A 21,030-nucleotide genomic window follows, 5' to 3' on the forward strand; every position below is an offset into this window, starting at 1 on the left:
TATTCTTATGGTCCAGTCCTCTTCCTCCCGGCGGCGTGTTGCCGTGCAGATGGACCCGCTGGAAGACATCAACATTGACGGTGATTCCACCTTCGCCCTGATGCTGGAAGCCCAGCGTCGGGGGCACGAGCTGCATGTCTATCACCCCACCACCCTGTCCCTGCTGGAAGGGAAGGGCACGGCGGGCCGTCTCCAGGCCCGGAGCCGCAGGGTGACCGTGCAGCGGAAGAAGGGCGATCACGCCGCCTTTGGTCCGGAGGAGGTTCTGGACATCGGTTCATGTGATGTCGTGCTCATGCGCCAGGACCCGCCTTTCGACATGGGCTACATCACGGCGACCCACATGCTGGAGCATGTTCATGGCACGGGCGAGGGGCAGGCCCTCGTGGTGAATGACCCGGTGTCCGTACGCAATGCACCGGAGAAGCTGCTGGTCACGCATTTTCCCCAGCTCATGCCGCCAACGCTGGTGACGTGGGACCGGGAGGCGATCGTGGCCTTCCGGCAGAAGCACAGGGACATCATCCTGAAGCCGCTTTATGGCAATGGCGGAGCGGGCATTTTCCGGGTGAAGGAGGATGACGAGAATTTCTCTTCCCTGCTGGAGATGCACTTCTCCCGCTCCCGTGAACCGCTGATGGTGCAGCGTTACGAGCCTGCCGTGCGGCTGGGGGACAAGCGCATCATACTTGTGGATGGCGAGCCGATCGGGGCGATCAACCGTGTTCCCGCACAGGGCGATGCCCGCTCCAACATGCATGTCGGCGGCCGTGCTGAGCGTGTGGAGCTGACGGACCGGGACAGGGAAATCTGCCGGACCATCGGCCCGTACCTGAAGGAACATGGCCTCATTTTCACGGGGATTGACGTGATCGGGAACTGGCTGACGGAGATCAACGTCACCTCCCCGACGGGCCTTCAGGAACTGGACCGTTTTGACGGCATCAACAGTGCCGGGATGATCTGGGACTGCATCGAGGCCCGTCTCTCCTGACAGGTCGGAGACGGTGAGGGGGCGGCGTGCCGCTTCTCTCCGCTGCCAGGGCAGGTCAGTGACCGTGGCCTGATTTTCCTTCCTCACCGGAGGGTTTTTCCGATGGAGAGGAGGGGTGTTCTTCAGGGGATGAGGTGTCCGTTCCGGCTGTCTCATCCTCTTCCCTTTTGGGGGAAGGATACAGGTTCTCACGGAAGGGGATGGGCGTGCCGTCCGGGAAATAACCGTTGTCTATTTTCATGTTTTTCGGCCGCCTGTCCCGGGTAAAACGGTTGATGAGCCAAGGGAAGAGCCGGTCCTTGTAATAGACGACATACAGTGCTCCCCAGAAGAACAGGCAGAGAAGGAGCAGTATGAGATCAAGATGTTTCATCACATAATCCTGATATGAGTTCTGGTTCTGTATATGACAGGTAAACCAAATTTTTTCGCATAATATCGTCCGGATACCTTGTCAGCCAAGGGCGTTGGGAGGCAAGAAAGGGCGGACTGATCCGTATCAGTGGCGATAATGCTCCCCGCTTTGTTGGGGGCAGACAGTTGAGGCTGCATTTTCATGGTGTCTTCCCTTAAACCCCGTTCTTCTCTTGATGCTGATAGCGTGCGTGAGGCCTATCGCCGTTGGGCACGAATGTATGACAAGGTTTTTGGTGGTGTCTCCGCTTTCGGACGGCGGCGGGCCGTGGCGGCTGTCAATGCCCTGCCGGGGGAGCGTGTGCTAGAGGTTGGTGTCGGTACGGGGCTGGCCCTGCCTTCCTATGGAGCGGACAAGCGCATAACCGGAATCGATCTTTCCGAGGACATGCTGGCCCTTGCCCGGGAACGCGTGAAGCGTGATGGCCTGCGTAACATAGATGAACTTATGGTGATGGACGCCGAGCATACCAGCTTCGCTGATGACAGTTTCGACATCGCCGTCGGCATGTTCGTGGCGTCTGTCGTGCCTAACCCGGACTTGCTGCTGGCGGAGCTGAAACGGGTCGTCCGGCCGGGGGGACACATCCTTTTCGTCAATCATTTCCTTGCGACAGGGGGCGTCCGGCTGAAGGTGGAGAAGGTCATGGCCCGGGCCTCCCGTGCGCTGGGCTGGCACCCTGACTTTGCCATTGAATCCCTTCTGCCGCCGGAAGACATGGCCCGGGCGACCATCACGCCCGTTCCGCCAGCCGGGCTGTTCACCCTCGTGACATTGCCTCATGAGGGGACTAAGTAGGAAGCATCACCCGCTCCCGTGACGGAGCGGACGTTTCATTGTTGTAACAGGCTGGCGGAATAGCGTGACTTCAGGGCCATTATTTCAGACAGTGTCTTCCTCCCGTCGTGGGGGAAGTGGCGGGGCGTTTTTTCTGCTGGCGTTGTTTGCCGGTATGCTGGGGGGCGTCATGGGGCTGCCTTTCCTGCATATGCATCCCTCGGCGGGTGTCATCGTCTCCCATGCCGTGCTGATGACCTTCTATGTGGTCTGCCCCGCCTTTCTGGGAGGGATGGCCCCGTGGTTCCTGCCGGAGCTGCTGAAGGGTGAGGGCATGGCCCTGCCATCTGCGGCCCGCATCGGTTTTGGCGTGCTGGCCGTCGGGGCGTTCCTGCTGCCGGTCATGCCGTCTGTCGGGCTGGCTCTCTGGTGTGTCGGCGTTCTGGCTCTGGCCTTCAACGTGCTGGCCACCGTGCTGGAGATGCGTTCCATTCCGTTCCGTCAGTGCCCGCCCCTGGTCTGGGCCTTTCTGGCGGATGCCCTGTCCATGCTCATCATCGCCCCCGTCCTGCTGGCCTTCCTGCTGCGGAGCGGCATGGCCGGAGCCGGACCGGATGCCCTGCTGACGGTTCTGCGTGGCAGCGTGGAAATGACCCTGCTGAGTGTGCCGTCGCTCGGAATCATATTGGCGGCCCTGCTGCCCGTGGGCCTGAAGCAGGGACTGGTGGCCCGGTGTGCGCCCTATGCCTTCGGCATCATGGGCGTGGTGCCGGTTCTGCTCTGGGCGGACCATCTGTTCGGTGAGCTGTCATCCTCGGTTTACAGGGGAGGGCTGACCGTCGGGCTTGGGCTGCCCTGTCTGGTCCTGCTGGTGGCCTTTGCCGGTGATCTCTGGCGTGTGTCCCTGCCTTCCGGCTCTGTCGCAGGCTGGGCGTCCGGAGGGCTGGTCCTGCTGCTCGCCGGGTGGGCGGCGATGCTGACCGAACCTCTCTGGGCCTCGCAGACCATGCAGCCGGGGGCCTTCATGCTGGGTGCTGCCGGTCATCAGCTGGTGATGTTCGGCAGCCTTCTGGCCCTCAGTGCCGCCTTCTATGGCTGGTGCGGGAGCAGGCTGGTGCGGCGTGGCCGGTTCTTCGCCATTTTTGGGACGGTCCATGCGATGGTCACCTTTGCCGGTGCTCTCTGTTCCGTCCTGCCGCAGATGGTCCTGCCCGCCGCCCTGCTGATGGGAACCAGCCTGCTCATGTTTGCCCTGCCCGCCGGAATGGTGTGGTATGGTATGCTTGTTGAACGGACCCACGGGGTGACGGGACTTCTTCGTAAACAGTAAGGCGTTTTTCCATGCAGGCATCATCCGGTCTTTCAGCGTCTCCACTGGCACGGTTTCTGGGGACGCTGCGTGTGGAGGGGCAGGATGGAGATGCCGCCCTGCAGGACTGGATAGCCCTGCTCAAGCCGCGTGTGATCTCGCTTGTGGTCTTTACCGGCCTTGCTGGCATGGCCGTGGCCCCGAAATGGCCGCCAGTGCCCGTAGGGCTGGTCATCATTGCCTGCATCTGCATCGGGGCTGGTGCCGCCGGTGCCATCAACATGTGGTATGATCGTGACATTGATGCGATCATGAAGCGGACCAGGGTCCGTCCTGTTCCCGGTGGGCGTGTCCAGCCGACCAGTGCGCTGGTCTATGCGGTCGTGCTGTCGGTGGTCTCGGTCGTGCTGCTCTGGCTGACGACCAACCTGCTGGCCGCAGGTATTCTGGCCTTTTCCATTTTCTTCTATGGTGTGATCTACACCATGTGGCTCAAGCGCAGTACGCCGCAGAACATCGTGATCGGTGGTGCAGCCGGGGCCTTCCCTCCCATGATCGGCTGGGCGGCGACGATGGGATCGCTGGACGTGCTGCCGGTGGTGATGTTCGCCATCGTCTTTCTGTGGACGCCTCCGCATTTCTGGTCGCTCTCCCTCTATGCCTGCAAGGATTATGAGAGTGCGGGCATCCCCATGCTGCCGGTCGTGAAGGGCGCACGCCATACACGCTGGCAGATCGTCATTTACACTTTCATTCTGGGGGCCGTATCCCTCGTGCCGAGCGTGGTCGGGCAGTGTGGCTGGTTCTACACGGTCTGTGCCAGCCTGCTGGACCTCGGCTTTATCTATTACGGCCTGCGGGTCCTGTTCGACAGACAGGATGAGAAGGGGAACAGCCTGACGAAAGACAGGCCTGCCCGTCATGCGTTCCGCTATTCACTGGCCTATCTGTTCTTTCTCTTCTGTGGCCTTCTGATTGACAGGGTTCTTCTGGCATGAGCGATCGTAACACTCCCGTCCGCCGTCAGGGCCGTCTGTTCGGTATTGTCTTGGGGCTTTCCTTCTTCACGCTGGCCCTTTTTGTGGTGGCCTTGTACCGGTTGTGAGGCCTGTCCCGTAGGGGAGAAAGAAAATCCCCGCTTTCCTGTTCCATGGAGGGTTCAGGAAAGCGGGGGTTTTTCATTCAGGCAGAACGGAGAGGCAGGGTGAGCCGCCTCCCGTCCTGAGGGTCGATCACCCGGCCTGCTGGATGGCGGAAAGGATCCAGTTGCCCCGGCCATCAGCCCGGAGGAAGGTCCAGAGTTCCGTCACTGTCTGGCGTTCGGTCTTGCTGCCGTCCAGAACGTTGCCCATGCTGTCGGTGGTGACATCAATGGCGGAATATTGCAGGGCCACGGTGGCGTAGGTGATGGTGCCTTCCCGCCAGGCTTCGGACAGGTCACCCCGCAGGAACTGGACATCGGAGATGATGTTGCGGGCACCACGGCTCGTCAGTTCAGAAAGCTGGCTGTTGAAATAGCTGACCATTTCTGGCGTCGCCATGCGCTGGAGGGACATCATGTCCTGTGCGCTCCAGGCAGCCTGCACGTTCATCAGGAGGTGCTGGAAAGCACTGTAATCTTCATTCGTCAGCGTGACTTCCTGTGACGGTGCCTGCTGGGGCTGTGGACCGGAGAAGGGAGAGGCTCCGCCACCGGCAGCACCGAACGGACCGGCTCCCGAACCGCTGGACGTGTCGTTGGAGGAACGCTTACGCCAGAACTTGATGATGAGGTTGATGATGAAGGCGACGATCAGCACCTGAAGGAGGAAGCCGAAGAAGGACCCGCCGCCCCCGCTGAAACCGCTGAAGAAGCCATGCCCGCTCAGCATGCCGAACAGTCCGGCACCCAGAAAGCCGCCAGCCAGCCCTGTCAGGAAAGGATGACGCATGGCGAAGGATGGACGGACACTGCCGCCAAAGGCCGGACGGCTGAAGCTGCTCCCTGCGGCTGGAGCCGAATAGGAAGGGGAGGAGTAGGAGGGTGTCCGGGGCGTCATGCTGCGGTCCATGGGGCGGGTCCAGCTGGGAGCCACGCTTGTCTGCGGCGGTGCGCTCCACGTGCGGGAGCCACGGCTGCCCATGGAGGACCCCATGCCCGCCCTGGCATCGGCAGCCGGCGCAAGGGCGAAGAGCGGCAGGCAGAGCGTTGCCGCTGTAAGAGGAAGAAGACGAATACGCATAATCTTGGTCAGTCTCCAGCAAGACTCATCTGGTCAATACGGATGGTCGGAGCATGATGGCCCGCCATCAGGTTGAGATCATTGGCGGGGAGGAGCCGTGCAAACATGTCGGGCAGACTGCCTGCTACGGTGATTCCTGAAACAGGTTCGGCAATCTCGCCATTGCGGATCATGAAGCCTGAACCGCCACGGCTGTAATCCCCTGTCAGCATGTTGATGGCATTGCCCATCAGTTCTGTGATCAGCACACCTTCCTTGATATCACGTCTCAGCTCTTCAGGGGAGTGGGTGCCTGCATGAAGGAAGAGATTGGATGTCCCGGGTCGGACGCTTCCCTCGCCACTGCGGCTGGCCCGGCCATTGCTGGCGGGCAGGCCCAGCCTGCGGGCGCAGCGGCTGTCGAGCAGCCAGTGGTGGAGCCGTCCGTCTTCCACGAGGTTCAGGGGCTGGCAGGCCACGCCCTCCCCATCAAAGGGGCGGGAGCCGGAGAGGCGGGGCAGGGTCGGGTCGTCCGTGATGGTGATTCCCCGCCCAAACACGGCATCGTTCAGCCTGTCCTTGAGAAAGGAGGCTTCCTGCACGATGGCGGACCCGTTGATGGCTCCGGCGAAATGGGCCAGCAGGGACCCTGCCACACGGGGATCGAACAGGACGGGATAGAGGCCCGTCCTGGGGCGTACCGGATTCAGTCGGGCGAGGGCACGGCGGGCCGCCATGTGGCCGAGGCTGGCCGGACTGTCGAGGTCCGCCTGATGCACGGTATTGTGAAAGGCATAATCCCGCTGCATCAGCGTTCCCGTACCGGCCAGAATGCTGATGCCGTAACCGTGCCCGCTGCGCCGGTACTGTCCGGCAAAGCCCGAGCTGGTGGCCAGGGCGACGTCCTGAAGGGTCGTGCTGGCCGAGGCCCCGCTACTGTTGGTGATGCCGTCATGCGACAGGGCGGCGTCTTCCATCTCCCGTGCCCTGTCCAGCAGGGTCTCCATCGTGGGGGCGGCAGCAGGGTCGAGCAGGTCAAGTCCAGCAACCATGCTGGCCGGGACGGGAATGAGCGGCCGATCAGCCAGACCATCATCCGGGGATGGGGGAACGACCCTGGCCATGGCGCAGGCCCGCTCGGCAAGCTGGTCCAGGGCGGCCCGGCCCAGCTCATTCCCGGAGACGGTGGCGACACGTCTCCCATGAAAGACACGCAGCCCGAGGGACAGGCTCTCCGCATGGCGGAGGCCCTCCGCCTGGCCCTGCCGGATCATGGCCGAACGGCTCCGGCCACGGATCACGACAGCATCGGCATGGTCGGCACCGTGCTGGCGGGCGGCCCTCAGGGCGGCTTCAAGATGGGGCAGGAGGTCGGTCATGAGGTGTGCAGTGCGGCGTGGATGGCATCCGGCCCGGGGATGTTGCGGGCTGGCCCCATGGTCGCCAGCGTCGGGGCCCCGTTGAAGATGGTCCGGGCCATGGCCAGAACGTCCTCTTCCGTCACGGCGTCAATCCTGCGGATCATCTCCTCGGTGGAAATGATGCGGTCATGGACCTGAATCTGGCGGGCGATTTGGGCACAGCGGCTGCCCGTGCTTTCCAGAGACATGAGAAGCGAGGCCTTGAGCTGCGTGCGTGCCCGGTCCAGCTCCTCCCGGCCGATGCCTTTCTGGAAGGTGCGGAGTTCATTCAGGGCGGCAGGAATCAGTTCGTCCGTCTTGTCTGGTCCGGTCCCGGCATAGAGGCCGAACATGCCGCTGTCCGCAAAGGGGCTGGCAAAGGTGTAGACGCTGTAGACCAGCCCGCGCCGTTCCCGGATTTCCTGGAACAGACGGGACGACATGCCCCCCCCCAGCAGGGTGGAGAGGATCATGGCACTGTAATAGCCTTTTTCCCGATAGCCGGGGGCGGGGAATCCCAGCAGGAGGTGAACCTGGTCCAGTTTGCGGTCCGTCTGCTTCAGGCCGCCGACATACCGGCCCGGTACGGCCTGTGGAGGAGTGTGCGTGGGCAGGTCGGCAAAATGGGTGCGGACGAGGTCGACAACCTCGTCATGATGGAGGTTGCCCGCTGCGGCGATGACCATGTTCTGCGTGCTGTAATGCTCGTGCATGTAGGCCATGAGTGTCTCCCGGCTCATGCTGGCGATGCCATCCTCCGTGCCAAGGATGGGGCGGCCCATGGGCTGGTCGGGATAGGCACATTCCTGGAAATGGTCAAAGACGATGTCATCAGGCGTGTCGTTCGCCTGACCGATTTCCTGAAGGATGACCCCACGTTCCCGCTCCACCTCTTCCGGGAGGAAGGTGCTGTGGGTGAGGATGTCCCCGATGAGGTCCACGCCGAGAGGCAGGTCGTTCTTCAGCAGTTTGACGTAATAGGCCGTGTTTTCCCGGGCCGTGTAGGCGTTGAGATAGCCACCCACATTTTCGATCTCTTCCGCAATGCGGATGGCAGAACGACGTTCCGTTCCCTTGAAGGCCATGTGCTCAAGGAAATGGGCCGCCCCGTTGGTGGCCTCGCTTTCATGGCGGGTGCCGGCGGCAACATAGGCCCCGAATGAGACGGTTTCGACACGCTCCATCCGTTCCGTCACGATGTTGAGGCCATTTTCAAGGGTCGTACGTCTGATCTGTTCGCTCATGCAGTTCTGCGTGTCCATGTCTGATGAAGGAGTGGAAGTGTCTGGAATATGGGGTGCCGGGAGTCTTTTTCCAGTCCCCCCGTTTTTTACGGGGCAGACGGAAAAGGGGACAGCCTGATGAGGCCATCCCCTTTTCATGGTGTCCTTATCCGGTCCGGGCGGCCTCAGCAGCCCCGGTGTGCCCGTACGGCTGCCTTGACCTTCTCCAGGTCGTTGGGAAGAACCTCGTACCGTTCCTTGCGGGAGAACAGGTCCGCCAGATGGGGCGGCAGCTCGGGATGGATGCCGGTCGCCTTCTTCACGGCATCGGGGAATTTGGCCGGGTGGGCCGTGGCTGCGGCCACCATTGGCACGCCAGCCTCACGGAAGCGGCGTCCCGCTGCCAGCCCGATGGCGGAGTGTGGGTCCGCCAGATAATGGCTGCCAGCGTACAGCTCCTTCATCGTGGCGGTCGTCTGCTCGTCACTCAGGGCGATACCGTGGAAGGTCTCCCGGATCTGCTCCCAGGCATCATGCGGCACGGCCATGCAGCCCGTCTGCCGGAATTCTTCCATGATGGCCCGGCAGCGGTTGGGATCACGGCCCAGCATCTCGAACAGCAGACGCTCGAAATTGGACGAGACCTGGATGTCCATGGAGGGGGAGAGGCTCGGCTCGACCTGTCGCTTCGTCATGTCGTTGTTCAGCAGGAAGCGGGTCAGGATGTCATTCCTGTTGGAGCCGACGCAGAGATGGTCGACGGGCAGGCCCATCTGGCTGGCCACCCAGGCGGCCAGGATGTTGCCGAAATTGCCGGTCGGCACGGCGAAGGAGACCGGCCGGTCCGGTCCGCCCAGGGCGAGGGCGGAGCGGACGTAATAGGGAACCTGTGCGGCGATGCGTGCCCAGTTGATGGAGTTGACGGCGGAGAGGGCGCAGTCCGTGCGGAACGCTTCATCAGCGAACATGGCCTTGACCATGTCCTGGCAGTCATCAAAGTCACCTTCCACGGCGATGTTGAGGACGTTGTCCTCCAGCACCGTGGTCATCTGCCGCCGCTGGACTTCCGACGTGCGGCCGTACGGGTGGAGAATGACGATGGACACGTGTTCCCGGCCACGGAAGGCCTCTATGGCGGCGGACCCCGTGTCCCCGGATGTTGCGCCAACGATGGTGACATGATGGTTGCGCTGTTTCAGCACATGCTCGAAGAGGCGGCCAAGCATCTGCATGGCCATGTCCTTGAAGGCCAGGGTCGGGCCGTGGAACAGCTCCAGTGAAAAGAGGCCGTCTTCCACCTCGACCAGAGGGGCGACGGCTGCATGATCGAATCTGCCATAGACGTCCTGCGTCATGGCCCGGAGGGTGTCACGGTCTATGCTGCCCTCGGTGAACAGGCCGATGACCTCTGCCGCCAGATCGGCATAGGAGAGGCTGCGCCAGCTTGTCAGGGTATCGCGGGGAATGTGCGGCCAGTGATCGGGCATGTACAGCCCGCCATCACCAGCCAGACCGCTGAGCAGGATGTCGGAGAAGTCGGGGGCAGCGGCATCCAGTGTGCCGCGGGTAGATCGATAACGCATGCCCCCACTATATCACCGAAATGCCGTCAGGGCAGGGTAATTTCCAGAAGATGCTGGTGTTTGTCCCCGCCTGCCGGAGAGGCCCCGCCTGTGGAGGGCCGGGGAGCCACGAGGACGGCCAGGCGGCGCAGTGGTCCCTCCCGGCCCTTGAGCAGTGTGGCGGCCTGGGCACCGTAGAGCCTGTCATCATGCATGAGCCGCCACGGCAGCCGGTCCGCCCCGAAGGAGAGCAGATCCCCGTGGTCGATGTCGACCATGTAGAGCGTGTCGTTCCGGTCGATGGCCAGCCCGCCGAGGCTGGGGGTACGCCGCCAGTTCGTCATGGCCTCGATGCGTTCGGCCGGGCCAAGGCTGGTGTCGGTCAGGATGCCGGTGCCGATTCGGTAGAGGGGGCCTGTCGGTGTCTGGTAGAACAGCCATTCCCTGCTGCGGTCCAGCAGGAGGAAACGGACATTGCCGCCCGTCTCGGGCTGGCCAGCTGCCGTGGTGACAGGCTGGCCGTGACGCATGAGGGCACTGTGACCCATCAGGGAGGGCACGCCTTCCAGAAGACGCTGTGCCTGCCCGCTCTTGAGGTCGATCACCACGAAGGCCGGTGCTCCCTCGTCAATCAGGAATGCCTTCGTGTCCGTCACCTGAAGGGCCGAGATGTGGCTGCCGACCACGAGGGCCTCGCCAAGCCCGATATGGTCAAGGATGACGCCCGTGTCGGGAGCGATGTTGAGAAGGGCGGGCTTGGGAGCCTGCGTGACGGCCCAGAGGCCCTGGGCCGTGGCTGTGAAGGCGGTGATGGGAGGCAGTTCGTCCATCAGCGGGCCGAGACGGCCATCGACCGGGTCCAGCCGGTAGAGCTTGCCTGCCGTGCTCAGGGCAAAGGGCGACCCGTCAGGCAGGGACGTCAGGGCCGGGGCCAGCGGTCGGCTCACGGCCTGCTCGCTGACGATCTGGGCCGGGATCGCCGCATCCTTCCACGGGCGGTCCGCCTGGGCAGGAGGGCTGAGGCCCAGAAGGGCGGCGGCGAGGATAAAGGCTGAAGCCAGAAATGAGGACAGACATGTTTTCATGGCAGGTATTTTGGGGCTTCCGGGTGCTTTTGCAAGTTCTGCCTGTTCCGGCCCGTCCGGGTGGTGGGGGAACAACCGGCTGCCCGTGTCTCCCGGACAGCCCGGGCGAAGGGGAGGGCCATGCCCAGTGCGATGCCCGTGACCGGGGCCGTGAAAGCCCAGAGAAACAGCCCGTCCAGCCCGTCCAGAAGGCAGGCCCCGGCCAGTCCGGTGGCGGGCAGGACCCTGCGGACGTGCCGCTGCATTCTGCCGTCCGGTGGCAGATGGCAGGGATTCTGCCGCCTGTAATCGGGCAGGCCGTTGAGGTGGAGCAGCCAGACCATCGTCCACAGGCCTGCGAGCAGGAAGAAGCTGATCATGCCGTTTCTCCAGACTGATGACGCCTGAGATAGAGCAGGCTGGTCAGCCCCAGGCAGGCTGCCAGACCGTCAACGGAGCCGAACAGGAACGGGCGGCCCGTATGAAAGGGCCGCGTGAGCAGGTCCAGCCCTGTCAGGCCAAGGCCCATGACGGCCATAAGGCCGAGCTGGTGGCGGGCGGCCTGTCGGGTGATGAGACCATGAAACAGGGAGACCCCCCAGAGTCCGAAGAAGAGGGCCTCTTCCCACAGGATGGTGGAAAGGGAGGCCGGAGCCGGAAGACGGGTGCTCCAGAACAGGGCCAGAGTGGCCAGTGGCAGGCCCAGCAGGGTCGCCGTAGCCAGTGCCCTGTAGAGGTGCTGGAGTCCACTTCGGCATGGGGAGACGGTCCCGGCATGGGCCAGCCCGTTCCGTTCGGACTGGGCCAGCCCGTTCCGTTCGGACTGGAGGAAGAGCACGATTCCGGACCCGATGATGAGGCAGCCCACCAGACCGCTGAGGCAGTAGAGCCAGCGTGTCACGAGGCCCGCCCAGCGCAGGTTGTGCAGTCCCACGAAGAAGCCGTGTACGGTCGGGCAGGTGGCCCGGGGCGGCAGGGTGGGGTGGGAAGGCGTCAGGGCCTGTCTCTGGAGGCAGAAATGCAGGGTGTCGGGACCATAGAGGCCGATTTCCCTGCCGGTCTGCATGAAGAATCCATCCGCCACCGTGCCCCACTGCCGCAGGCCGTTTTCGGTCAGGCCGTCGATGATGGCGGGAGACAGGGAAAGCGGCATGGTGGTGCGGGCCTGATGGCGGCTGGCATGGCCTGAGGGGTGATGGGGCGGGTTCATCATGTGGATGAGCTTCTGGGACTGGAGGACCACGCCGGACAGGCCGATGATGAACAGGACAGGCAGACTCAGCGTGCCGCACAGCAGGTGCAGGTCCAGCCAGCGGCGTTGGGAGGCGGCCCGGGGGCGGAAAAGCAGCAGGTCCGGCAGGAAGCGGCGCAGCTGGAGCCACAGGCCTGTCAGCAGCGTGACGAGCAGACCGATGCCCACTATGGCCGTCAGCAGCTGCCCCCACGGGCTGGGCAGATGAAGGCTGGCATGGAGGGTCACGAAAAACGTACCGCCGGTGACGTCATGGTCTGTCAGCGGCAGGCCTGTGTCAGGCGCAAGGGCCGGACCGAGGAAGATGTGACCGTCATAGTGCCAGAGGCGGAACACGGGGTCCCGTGGAGAGGGCAGTTTGAGGAAGGCGAAGGTGCCCGTGTCGAGCTGTTTTTTCAGTTCCTGTCCGGCCTTCAGCAGGCCGGTGCGTGTCATGGCGGGCAGGGGGCTGTGGAGGGCGGTACGGGGCTGCATCCAGCCCTGAATTTCCGGGGAAAAACAGGACAGCGAGCCGGTGAAACAGAGAGCGAACAGGAAAAGGCCAGCCGGGAAGCCGATCCAGCGATGGAAAAGGCGCAGTGCGGTGCGGAGCCTTGGGGACATGATGGACGCAACACGGCATAAATGAGAATGATTCTCATTTATTACGGTGTCTGGATAGTTCTGTAAATGGGGCGGAGGGCAAAAATGACAGGGATGTAAAAAAAGGTGAGGGGAAAAGGGTTTTTTTGTGAAAAAAAGTTGAGAATGATTATCGTTAACATATAAAGCGGCACTCATTCAGTTTCACAGTTCAGGATGGGCACGCATGGTTATTCCTTTCCGTTTTTCACGCAGAACCGTCAGCCTCTGGTGCCTGCTGGCAGGCAGCACGCTGACAGGGCATCCCGTCTGGGCCGCCGGAGATGAGGGCGGAGAACAGCCAGCAAAGGGTCAGATGGCACGGTCCGGCCAATCGGATGGCAAGGCTGACATCAGGAAAAAGAGCGTCGGAAAGGACCGCCAGCAGGCGGACGCTCCCCCGGTGGAAACCATCCTCGTCAAGGCACGGCGGCGGGAGCAGATGGAAGTGAAGCTGGGCGGGCAGGCAGGCGTGCTGGGCAACAAGAAGGGGCTGGACCTGCCCTTCAACCTGCGCAGCTATACGTCCAGCATGATCCTGAACCAGCAGTCCCAGACACTGGGGCAGGTGCTTCAGAACGACCCGTCCGTGCGGACGACCTATGGTTTTGGCAATTTCTCGGAGACGTTCATCATCCGGGGGATGCCGGTTTACGGGGATGATGTGGCCATCAACGGCCTGTACGGAATCAGCCCCCGACAGCTGATTTCTCCCCAGCTCTATGATTCGGTGCAGGTGCTGAATGGGGCGAGTGCCTTCATCAACGGAGCCGCTCCCGGGGGAACGTCGGTCGGCGGCAACATCAACCTCCAGTTCAAACATGCGGGGAGCGAACCGCTCGCACGTCTGACGGGCGATTACACCAGCAGGGGCCAGGGTGGCGGAAGTCTGGATGTGGGACGTCGCTTCGGCAGGGATGACCAGTTCGGCATCCGTTTCAATGCGGCAGGCATGGACGGCCAGACCTCCATTTCCGGTGAGCGGCGTCATTCCGTTGCGCTGGGTCTGGATACGGACTGGCGCAATGACGACACCCGGATCAGCCTCGACATCAATTATCAGAACCAGAACGTCCAGCAGGGGCGGGGGTCCGTGGTACTGAATTCCGGCCTGACGGCCGTTCCCAGACCCACGAGACCGGGTCGCAACTGGAGCCAGGGCTGGAGTTATGAAGACATGCACTATGTGTTCGGGCTGCTCAATGTCGAGCATGACCTGAACAGCCATGTCATGCTCTATGGCACGTTCGGGGGCATGACAGGCCATGAGGAAGGCAATTACGACACGGTTTATGTTTCGGACGGGCTGAAAGGCACCGGCTTTGGATACGGGTCCTACGTGCCTTACCAGCAGACCAATGAAAGCACCCGGGGTGGCGTGCGGGCGCATTTCAGGACAGGTTTCCTGAAGCATGAGGTCAATGCTGGTGGGTCGGCCCTGTGGTCGGAGGCCTCTACGGGCTATGCGGGTGGCATGGTCGGCGATACGAGCCTGTATGCCCCCGGGACTCAGGCCAGGCCGGCGTCTGTCCATCATGTTTCGGCAACGCCAGCCACGAAGACGCAGCTTTACAGCCTGTTCTTCTCGGACATGATGTCTTTCTGGCATGACCGCATCGCCCTGACGGGAGGCTTCCGGTACCAGCACATTCTCCAGAACAGCTACCAGTACACGCCGACCCATTATTCCCGGGATGCCATCACGCCCGTGGTCGGGCTGGTGGTGCATGTGGCCCGCCATGCCTCGCTCTATTTCAACCGTGTGGAGGGGCTGAACCAGGGGCTTCAGGCCCCGGCACGGAGTTCCCTGTACCCCAATCTGGTCAATGCGCAGCAGTTCCTGTCACCGACACGGACCGTCCAGTATGAAGTTGGCGGGAAATATGACATTGGCCGCTTCAGTGCGTCCCTGGCCTTCTACCGGCTGGACCGGCCGACAGGGCTGGTCGAGGATTATGGGACGGAACAGATATTCAAGGCCAGTGGCAGGCAGCGCAATCAGGGCATCGAGCTGAACGTCAATGGCGAGATCATTCACGGGCTGCGCTTCAACGGGGGCAGTGCCCTCATCCAGGCCAAGCAGGTCAAGGGGGACTATGTCGGCAACAGGGCCGTCGGGATTCCCGGTTATACGATTAACGGGAATCTGGAGTATGACATTCCCTTCGTGAAGGGGCTGACCCTGACGGGGCGTGTCACCCATACGGGTCATCAGTGGGTCAATGTCCAGAACTCCCTGCGGATTCCGAACTGGACGACCTACGATCTCGGTGCCCGCTACACCTTCATGATGACACCGAAACGCCCGATGACTTTCCGTTTTGGCGTGGAGAACCTCACCAACAGCCATTACTGGGCTTCATCCTACACGGCGTTCAGCAGCGTGAACGGTTATCTGACCCAGGGGCTGCCACGGACCTTCAAGGCGTCCTTCTCGACCGACATGTGAACCGGGTCGGGCAGGGCCATGCCATGCAGGCACGCCCTGTTTCCGTCAGGAGATGTCCGCTTCCGTGTGGCGGAGCGTTTCCAGCAGGGCTGCCTGAAGGGCCTCTTCCTGTTCCGGCGTGGCCAGCTTGCGGCCCTCAGAATCCGTCACATAGAACACGTCCACGGCCCTCAGCCCGTAGGTCATGATATGGGCGGAAGAAATGTGCAGCTTCAGGCGGCTGAGCGTTGCGGTGATGTTGTGCAGCAGGGCCGGCCTGTCCCGCCCGTTGACCTCGACGATGCTGTGATTCTCCGACGCATCATTGTCGATGAGGACACGGGAGGGAATGGGAAGGGCCTCCAGCCGCCGGGCGAGGGGGAAGCTGGCGGCACTGAGTGTCTCGTCCAGATTGACGTCCCCTTCCATGACCTGCGTGATCGTCTCACGCAGGCGTTCCACATGTTCCGGCTCCAGAAAAGCCTCGCCGTGGGGGGCCTGGAACCAGAACGTGTCCAGCACCATGCCGTTGTGGAGCGTATGGATGCGGGCATCGGCGATGGTGGCCCCGCAGAGGGCCAGTGCCCCCGTGATGCGGGAGAAGAGGCCCGGCTTGTCCTTGCAGAAGACGGTCAGTTCCGTGATTCCCCGGCTCGGGAGGGGGACGATGTCCATGATGATGGCGTCGTCACGCCCGCCCGCCCGGTGTCGGCTTATCAGCCCGGCATGGCGGACATGGCTCTGCGGGTCGAAGCTCAGCCAGTAGCCGGGGCTGCCCAGTTTCATGAAGGAGGCGATGTCTGCGGAGGCCATGCCCTCATCCATCAGTGCCTGTTGGACGAAGGCCTTGTTGTGTTCCACCCGTTCATCATCTTCCCGGGCTTGCAGGCCGCCTTCCAGCACGTCGGCGATCCGGGTGTAGAGTCGCCCGAGCAGGGTGGCCTTCCAGGCGTTCCATGCCCGTGGGCCAACGGCCCGGATGTCGGCGATGGTGAGCAGGAGCAGCATCCGCAGCCGCTTGGGTGACTGGATGATGTCGGCCAGGTCCAGGATGGTCTGGGGGTCGTCAATGTCCCGGCTGAAGGCGGTGCGGGATAGCAGCAGATGGTGCAGGACCAGCCAGGAGACCGTGTCCGTGTCGCTGGCGGAGAAGCCGAGCTGCTGGCAGATGGAGGTGGCGATGTCGGCCCCGATCTCGGAATGGTCCCCGCCATGTCCCTTGCCGATGTCATGCAGCAGGGTGGCCAGATAGAGCAGGGGCCGCTGTGTCATGGTGCGGGCCAGCCTGTAGGCCAGCGGCAGCTCGTCCGTCATGCGGCCCTGCTCGATCATCCGCAGGACACGGACGGATTCGATCGTGTGGGCCTCCACCGTATGGATGTGATAGCCGTCAAACTGCGTCCGGCCCAGTATGCGGGACCAGCCGGGCAGGAGGTGGGAGAGGATGCCCGTCTCGTTGAGCAGGGGCAGCCAGAAGATGCGGCTGTGTTCGTCATCCTCCTCATGCTCCATCTCACTGATGGCTGGCTGACCGGGAAGAACGGCAGGCGGGACTTCGGATGCCGGTTCGCACAGCAGCTTTATGAAGAGCGACGAGGCTTCCTCATTGTGGCGCAGCGTTGCGCTGTGCCGTTCGAAGCGGATGATCTGCTGTATGGCGGCCGGGTGCAGGGCCAGCTGATGACGGCGGGCGCAGTCCAGAAAACGGAGGACGGTTATGGGTTCACGCACGAGGACCAGCGGGTTGGGCAGGCTCAGATAGCCGTCAATGCGCTGGAAGCCGTCCGGCCCCGGCTCGACCCGGGGAGGACGTTGCTGAAGCTGGTTGCGCAGGTGGAGCAGGATGGCGGGCTGGAAGACATGGGTCAGCCGCATCACGGCCCGGGCCATGAGGAAGTGGTGGCGCATGAAGCGTTCCACGCCCCGCTGGTGCCCGTGGTTGCCGTAGCGCATCCGTGCCCCGATGATGGGCTGTACGTCGAAGGTCAGCCGCTCCTCGTTGCGGCCCGTGATGTAGTGAAGGTTGAGGCGGACCGTCCAGAGGAAGTTCCAGAGGCTGCGGGTGCGGGATATTTCCCGTTTCGTCAGCAGGCCGAGCAGGGTGCAGGCTGGGGCCAGCCCCTGCGCCCGCTGGAGGTTGGACTTGATTGAAAGTCCGTTGCCCAGGACGGCGTAGCCGATCCAGTTCAGGACCTGAAGGTCCCGCAGGCCGCCCTTGCCTTCCTTGATGTGCGGTTCCACCAGATAGGGGGTCTCGCCGAACCGTCGGTGCCGGTCCTCACGCTGGGCGATGGCCTGGAGGACGAACCGTTCCAGGGCCGGGCCTTTCAGATGAGCCTCCAGCTTTTCCTGAAGGGACAGCACGAGGGCGTTCTGGCCATAGAGGGGGCGGATGTCCAGCAGGGTGGTGCAGGATGTCTGGTCCGTCCGAGCCATCTCCATGGCACTCTCTATGGTGCGGGTGGCATGGCCGACTCTCAGGCCCAGGTCCCAGAGCGTGTAGAGGACATATTCGATGGCCTGGATGAGCGTGTCGGAAGGGGGCCTGTCCGTCAGGAAGAGCAGGTCCACGTCACTGAAGGGAGCCAGAAGCCCTGCCCCGTAACCACCCGTAGCGCAGAGGCAGAAGGACTCGCCTCCGGCTGATGGATGGTCAGGATGGGGAAGGCCGGCATGGCGGGCCAGCTGCTCGATGATGTGGTCCATCAGCAGGGCCAGGTTGCGGGCCGTCGCCACGCCGCTGGTTTTGCGCTGCTCGAACTGCTGGTGGATGCGCCCCCTCTGTATGCCGAGTTCTGTCCTCAGTTTTTCCAGGGCTTCCTGACGGGGAATGGCTGGCTGGTAGGAGGAGGCTGCCCTGGGATGGGATGCGGCGGGGGCGGTGGGAGCAGACATGACGGCTCTTTTATTGGCGGCTGATTCTGACGGAAGCGTCGTAATGTTCAGAAAATCATTTTTCATCCGGAACGTCCACCTCGGAAAGCCCTTCGATCATGTTTTTCAGATGATAGAGGGCCGTGTGCGCCTCTCGTGGAGACAGGGAGTCGGGGTCAATCCCGTCCAGTTCGCGGCGCAGGGATTCCAGGGCAGCCAGCGTGGTGGAGGAGATGTCAGGGGAAGAAGGTGCGGGGTCGTCCGGGGCCGGTGGCATGGCCGCTCCGGCCTGTTCGAACAGGGGCAGGCTGGCGGGCTGTCCGGTCTGGCCCCGTTCGCTCTCGAGGCGTGCCAGCAGGACCCGTGCCCGCTGGAGGACGGAAGCCGGAATGCCTGCCAGTTTTGCCACATGCAGGCCCCAGCTTTTCTGGGCCAGTCCGGGCCGGACCTCGTGCTGGAAGACGACATGGCCCTTCCATTCCCGCACGGCCATGGTGCAGGCGGCCAGCCGGGGGAGGGTTTCCAGCAGGGCACCGAGTTCATGAAAGTGCGTGGCGAAGATGGTGCGGCAGCGCAGCTGGGAGTGCAGGGCCTCCAGCGTGGCCCAGGCGATGGAGAGGCCATCCAGCGTCGAGGTGCCCCGCCCGATCTCATCCACTACGACAAGGGAGCGTGGTCCCGCCTGATTGAGGATGGCGGCGGTCTCCGTCATTTCCACCATGAAGGTGGAACGCCCACGGGCCAGATCGTCGGCCGCCCCCACACGGGAGAAGAGCCGGTCCACGATGCCGATCGTCGCCTCCTGTGCCGGGACGGGCAGCCCTGCCTGCGCCAGAATGACGGCCAGGGCGTTCTGCCGCAGGAAGGTTGATTTCCCGGCCATGTTGGGGCCTGTCAGCAGGATGGCGTGTTTTTCCGGTGGCAGGGTGCAGTCATTGGCAATGAAGGCCGTGTCATGGGCGGCCTGGTCGTGCAGGGCTGCTTCCACCACGGGGTGACGGCAGGCACGGAGCGTGAAATCCTGCCCGTCAGTCATGGTGGGGCGGCACCATGTGCCACGGTCCATGATGCGGGCGCAGGAGATCAGCGCATCCAGCTCGGCCAGGGCACGGCCGACATCATCAAGGGCAGGGGTGTTGAGGCAGTGCTGGGCCAGGTCGGCAAAGAGGTGACGTTCCAGCTCGTCAGCCTTTTCCGATGCTTCCAGAATGGCCTGGTTGAGTGAGGAGAGTTCCTCATTGGAGAAGCGGGCCAGACTCGCCGTGCCCTGCCGCAGGCTCAGCCCCTCGTGCTGGCGCAGTTTCCTTCCTGCCGCCGCAGGAACCTCGATGACGTAGCCGAGCTGGTTGTGATGGCGGATGCGCAGGCTGGAAATCTCATAGTCTTCCGACAGGCGGACCTGCAGCTGGGCGATCAGGCGGCGGCTGTTGTCCCGCAGGTCCCGCTGGCGGTCCAGCTCGGCATCAAAGCCGGGAGCGATGACCCCACCATCTTCGATCTTGACGGGTAGCTCGGTGTTGAGGGCGGCCTCAAGCCGTTCTAGCAGGGTGTCGGCCCGCCCGTACAGACCAGCTCCGATATGGCGGATGCGCTCGGGCATGCCGGTTTCTGTCAGTCCGCCGAGTATCCCGGTGATCTGATCCGCTGCCCGGAGCGTGTCCCGGATGGCGGCAAGGTCCCGTGGGAGGGGGCGGCCGCTGGAGATGCGCCCCAGGGCACGGGCGGAATCGGGAGCCTGCCGGAGGATGTCCCGCAATGTTCCCGTGGGCTGGGGATGCTGGTGAAGCCAGCTCCAGCCCTCCTGTCGCTGCGTGATGAGGGTGAGGTCCGTGCTGGGGGTGCTGACCCAGTGGGCCAGAAGGCGGGTACCGGCCGCCGTGGCCGTCTGGTTGACGCTGGTGAAGAGCGTGTGCCTGTTGCCGCCATCCCGGGACTGGAGAATGTCGAGGCTGCTGCGGGTGGCCGGGTCCAGCCCCATGATGCTGTCCAGCCCGTGGTCGATGGGAGGGGCCAGCCGGGGCAGCCTGCCCGCCTGGCTGCGGCGGACATAGTCCAGCAGCACGGCACAGGCGATGACCTGCTCGTCACGGAAGTCTCCCAGCGCATCCATCTGGGCCACCTGATAGGCCGCCGTCACGGTGCGTTCTGCGGCCTCCCGGCTGGGGCGGGCCGTGGAGGGGGTGATGATTCCGGCATGGTCCGCCGGGATCAGGGCCGGGTCGGAGAGAATTTCCGAGGGGGAGAGGCGGGCCAGCAGCTCGGCCAGGGTATCGGCCTCCAGCCGGAGCAGTTCCAGCGTGCCGGTGGAAATGTCGATCCAGGCCGCCCCGAGGCAGTGCCTGCGGCGTCTGTCCGGGGCGACGATGGCCAGGAGCGTGTTGGCCCGTCCGGCCTCCAGCAGTTCATCTTCTGTCAGGGTGCCGGGCGTGATGACACGGACGATCTCCCGGCGGAGCGGGCCTTTCTGGCCCTTGCGGGGGATTTCCGTCTGTTCGGCCACGGCCACCCGGAAGCCTCGGCGGATGAGCCGGGAGAGATAGACCTGCGCCGTGCCCACGGGCACGCCACACATGGGGATGGGTTCCTCATCATGAGTCCCCCGGTGGGTGAGGGTGATGTCCAGCGCAAGGGCGGCCGCATGGGCATCGCCAAAGAAAAGCTCGTAGAAGTCTCCCATGCGGAAGAAGAGCAGGGCATCAGGCTCCTGATGTTTCAGGCTGAACCACTGCTCCATGGTCGGGGTGACCTTCCCCGTTCTCTGTGATGGAATGGGAGGGACGGATGGCTTCTGATCGACCATGCAGGGGAAAAGACCTCACCGTTTTTGATACAGGACTGGATATACCCCCGAGGTTAACAGGGATTTAAATGAAAATGCGACCATTTTCTTATCATGAGATGGTGATGGGA

Annotated in this window: 15 protein-coding genes; 5 read left to right on the top strand and 10 right to left on the bottom strand. The window is 63.2% G+C overall.

The features are described 5' to 3' along the window. Positions 1–7: 7 nt before the first annotated feature. Entirely contained in the window at positions 8–994 is a 987-nt protein-coding gene (gene gshB / locus CPA56_RS01860; RefSeq protein WP_182040331.1) for a glutathione synthase, read from the top strand. Positions 995–1,049: 55 nt separating this feature from the next. Here the strand turns inward: gshB and CPA56_RS01865 are convergent, their stop codons facing one another. After that, positions 1,050–1,367, bottom strand: coding sequence for a hypothetical protein (locus CPA56_RS01865; RefSeq protein ID WP_182040332.1), 318 nt, complete (start codon positions 1,365–1,367; stop codon positions 1,050–1,052). Between the two features lie 183 nt (positions 1,368–1,550). Between CPA56_RS01865 and CPA56_RS01870 the strand changes: the two genes are divergently transcribed. From CPA56_RS01870 to CPA56_RS01880, 3 genes are all read left to right on the top strand, one after another. Beyond that, a complete protein-coding gene (locus CPA56_RS01870; protein ID WP_182040333.1) occupies positions 1,551–2,207 on the top strand; it encodes a class I SAM-dependent methyltransferase in 657 nt (218 codons plus the stop codon). Between the two features lie 91 nt (positions 2,208–2,298). After that, a complete protein-coding gene (locus tag CPA56_RS01875) occupies positions 2,299–3,516 on the top strand; it encodes a heme-copper oxidase family protein (RefSeq protein ID WP_182040334.1) in 1,218 nt (405 codons plus the stop codon). 11 nt (positions 3,517–3,527) lie between these two features. Further along, the gene (locus CPA56_RS01880) at positions 3,528–4,493 is read left to right on the top strand and encodes a heme o synthase (protein ID WP_182040335.1); all 966 of its coding nucleotides are present in this window, start codon (positions 3,528–3,530) and stop codon (positions 4,491–4,493) included. A gap of 234 nt (positions 4,494–4,727) precedes the next feature. Here the strand turns inward: CPA56_RS01880 and CPA56_RS01885 are convergent, their stop codons facing one another. From CPA56_RS01885 to CPA56_RS01915, 7 genes are all read right to left on the bottom strand, one after another. Beyond that, positions 4,728–5,717 carry a Tim44 domain-containing protein gene (locus tag CPA56_RS01885; RefSeq protein ID WP_182040336.1) on the bottom strand — a complete coding sequence of 330 codons (990 nt, stop codon included), beginning with the start codon at positions 5,715–5,717 and terminating at the stop codon, positions 4,728–4,730. Between the two features lie 8 nt (positions 5,718–5,725). Next, on the bottom strand, positions 5,726–7,075 hold the full coding sequence (locus CPA56_RS01890; RefSeq protein ID WP_182040337.1) for a TldD/PmbA family protein: 1,350 nt from the start codon (positions 7,073–7,075) through the stop codon (positions 5,726–5,728). Further along, positions 7,072–8,340 carry a M16 family metallopeptidase gene (locus tag CPA56_RS01895; RefSeq protein ID WP_182040338.1) on the bottom strand — a complete coding sequence of 423 codons (1,269 nt, stop codon included), beginning with the start codon at positions 8,338–8,340 and terminating at the stop codon, positions 7,072–7,074. Before CPA56_RS01895 ends, CPA56_RS01890 begins: the two co-directional genes overlap by 4 nt. 164 nt (positions 8,341–8,504) lie before the next feature. Further along, a complete protein-coding gene (gene thrC, locus CPA56_RS01900; RefSeq protein ID WP_182040339.1) occupies positions 8,505–9,902 on the bottom strand; it encodes a threonine synthase in 1,398 nt (465 codons plus the stop codon). 26 nt (positions 9,903–9,928) lie between these two features. Further along, a complete protein-coding gene (locus tag CPA56_RS01905; protein WP_182040340.1) occupies positions 9,929–10,966 on the bottom strand; it encodes a hypothetical protein in 1,038 nt (345 codons plus the stop codon). After that, positions 10,963–11,325, bottom strand: coding sequence for a hypothetical protein (locus tag CPA56_RS01910; protein WP_182040341.1), 363 nt, complete (start codon positions 11,323–11,325; stop codon positions 10,963–10,965). Before CPA56_RS01910 ends, CPA56_RS01905 begins: the two co-directional genes overlap by 4 nt. Further along, entirely contained in the window at positions 11,322–12,800 is a 1,479-nt protein-coding gene (locus CPA56_RS01915) for a PepSY-associated TM helix domain-containing protein (protein WP_182040342.1), read from the bottom strand. Before CPA56_RS01915 ends, CPA56_RS01910 begins: the two co-directional genes overlap by 4 nt. 205 nt (positions 12,801–13,005) lie before the next feature. Between CPA56_RS01915 and CPA56_RS01920 the strand changes: the two genes are divergently transcribed. After that, a complete protein-coding gene (locus CPA56_RS01920; RefSeq protein WP_182040343.1) occupies positions 13,006–15,267 on the top strand; it encodes a TonB-dependent receptor in 2,262 nt (753 codons plus the stop codon). Positions 15,268–15,312: 45 nt separating this feature from the next. Here the strand turns inward: CPA56_RS01920 and CPA56_RS01925 are convergent, their stop codons facing one another. Both CPA56_RS01925 and mutS read right to left on the bottom strand, forming a co-directional pair. Further along, positions 15,313–18,141 (bottom strand): [protein-PII] uridylyltransferase, encoded by a 2,829-nt coding sequence (locus tag CPA56_RS01925; protein WP_229707271.1) that lies wholly within the window; start codon positions 18,139–18,141, stop codon positions 15,313–15,315. Positions 18,142–18,196: 55 nt separating this feature from the next. Next, positions 18,197–20,920: a DNA mismatch repair protein MutS gene (gene mutS, locus CPA56_RS01930; RefSeq protein ID WP_229707272.1), complete on the bottom strand. Its 2,724-nt coding sequence runs from the start codon at positions 20,918–20,920 to the stop codon at positions 18,197–18,199. Positions 20,921–21,030: the final 110 nt, after the last annotated feature.

Origin of the sequence: Bombella mellum (assembly GCF_014048465.1) — a bacterium.
Taxonomy (GTDB): Bacteria; Pseudomonadota; Alphaproteobacteria; order Acetobacterales; family Acetobacteraceae; genus Bombella; species Bombella mellum.

Bases quoted from the DNA above. Each gene is read 5' to 3' on its own strand.
- CPA56_RS01925 (WP_229707271.1), bottom strand. From the start codon at position 18,141: ATGTCTGCTCCCACCGCCCCCGCCGCATCCCATCCCAGGGCAGCCTCC.
- CPA56_RS01885 (WP_182040336.1), bottom strand. From the start codon at position 5,717: ATGCGTATTCGTCTTCTTCCTCTTACAGCGGCAACGCTCTGCCTGCCG.
- CPA56_RS01890 (WP_182040337.1), bottom strand. From the start codon at position 7,075: ATGACCGACCTCCTGCCCCATCTTGAAGCCGCCCTGAGGGCCGCCCGC.
- CPA56_RS01920 (WP_182040343.1), top strand. From the start codon at position 13,006: ATGGTTATTCCTTTCCGTTTTTCACGCAGAACCGTCAGCCTCTGGTGC.
- CPA56_RS01865 (WP_182040332.1), bottom strand. From the start codon at position 1,367: ATGAAACATCTTGATCTCATACTGCTCCTTCTCTGCCTGTTCTTCTGG.
- CPA56_RS01915 (WP_182040342.1), bottom strand. From the start codon at position 12,800: ATGTCCCCAAGGCTCCGCACCGCACTGCGCCTTTTCCATCGCTGGATC.
- CPA56_RS01895 (WP_182040338.1), bottom strand. From the start codon at position 8,340: ATGAGCGAACAGATCAGACGTACGACCCTTGAAAATGGCCTCAACATC.
- CPA56_RS01905 (WP_182040340.1), bottom strand. From the start codon at position 10,966: ATGAAAACATGTCTGTCCTCATTTCTGGCTTCAGCCTTTATCCTCGCC.
- CPA56_RS01870 (WP_182040333.1), top strand. From the start codon at position 1,551: ATGGTGTCTTCCCTTAAACCCCGTTCTTCTCTTGATGCTGATAGCGTG.
- CPA56_RS01910 (WP_182040341.1), bottom strand. From the start codon at position 11,325: ATGATCAGCTTCTTCCTGCTCGCAGGCCTGTGGACGATGGTCTGGCTG.
- mutS (WP_229707272.1), bottom strand. From the start codon at position 20,920: ATGGTCGATCAGAAGCCATCCGTCCCTCCCATTCCATCACAGAGAACG.
- gshB (WP_182040331.1), top strand. From the start codon at position 8: ATGGTCCAGTCCTCTTCCTCCCGGCGGCGTGTTGCCGTGCAGATGGAC.
- thrC (WP_182040339.1), bottom strand. From the start codon at position 9,902: ATGCGTTATCGATCTACCCGCGGCACACTGGATGCCGCTGCCCCCGAC.
- CPA56_RS01880 (WP_182040335.1), top strand. From the start codon at position 3,528: ATGCAGGCATCATCCGGTCTTTCAGCGTCTCCACTGGCACGGTTTCTG.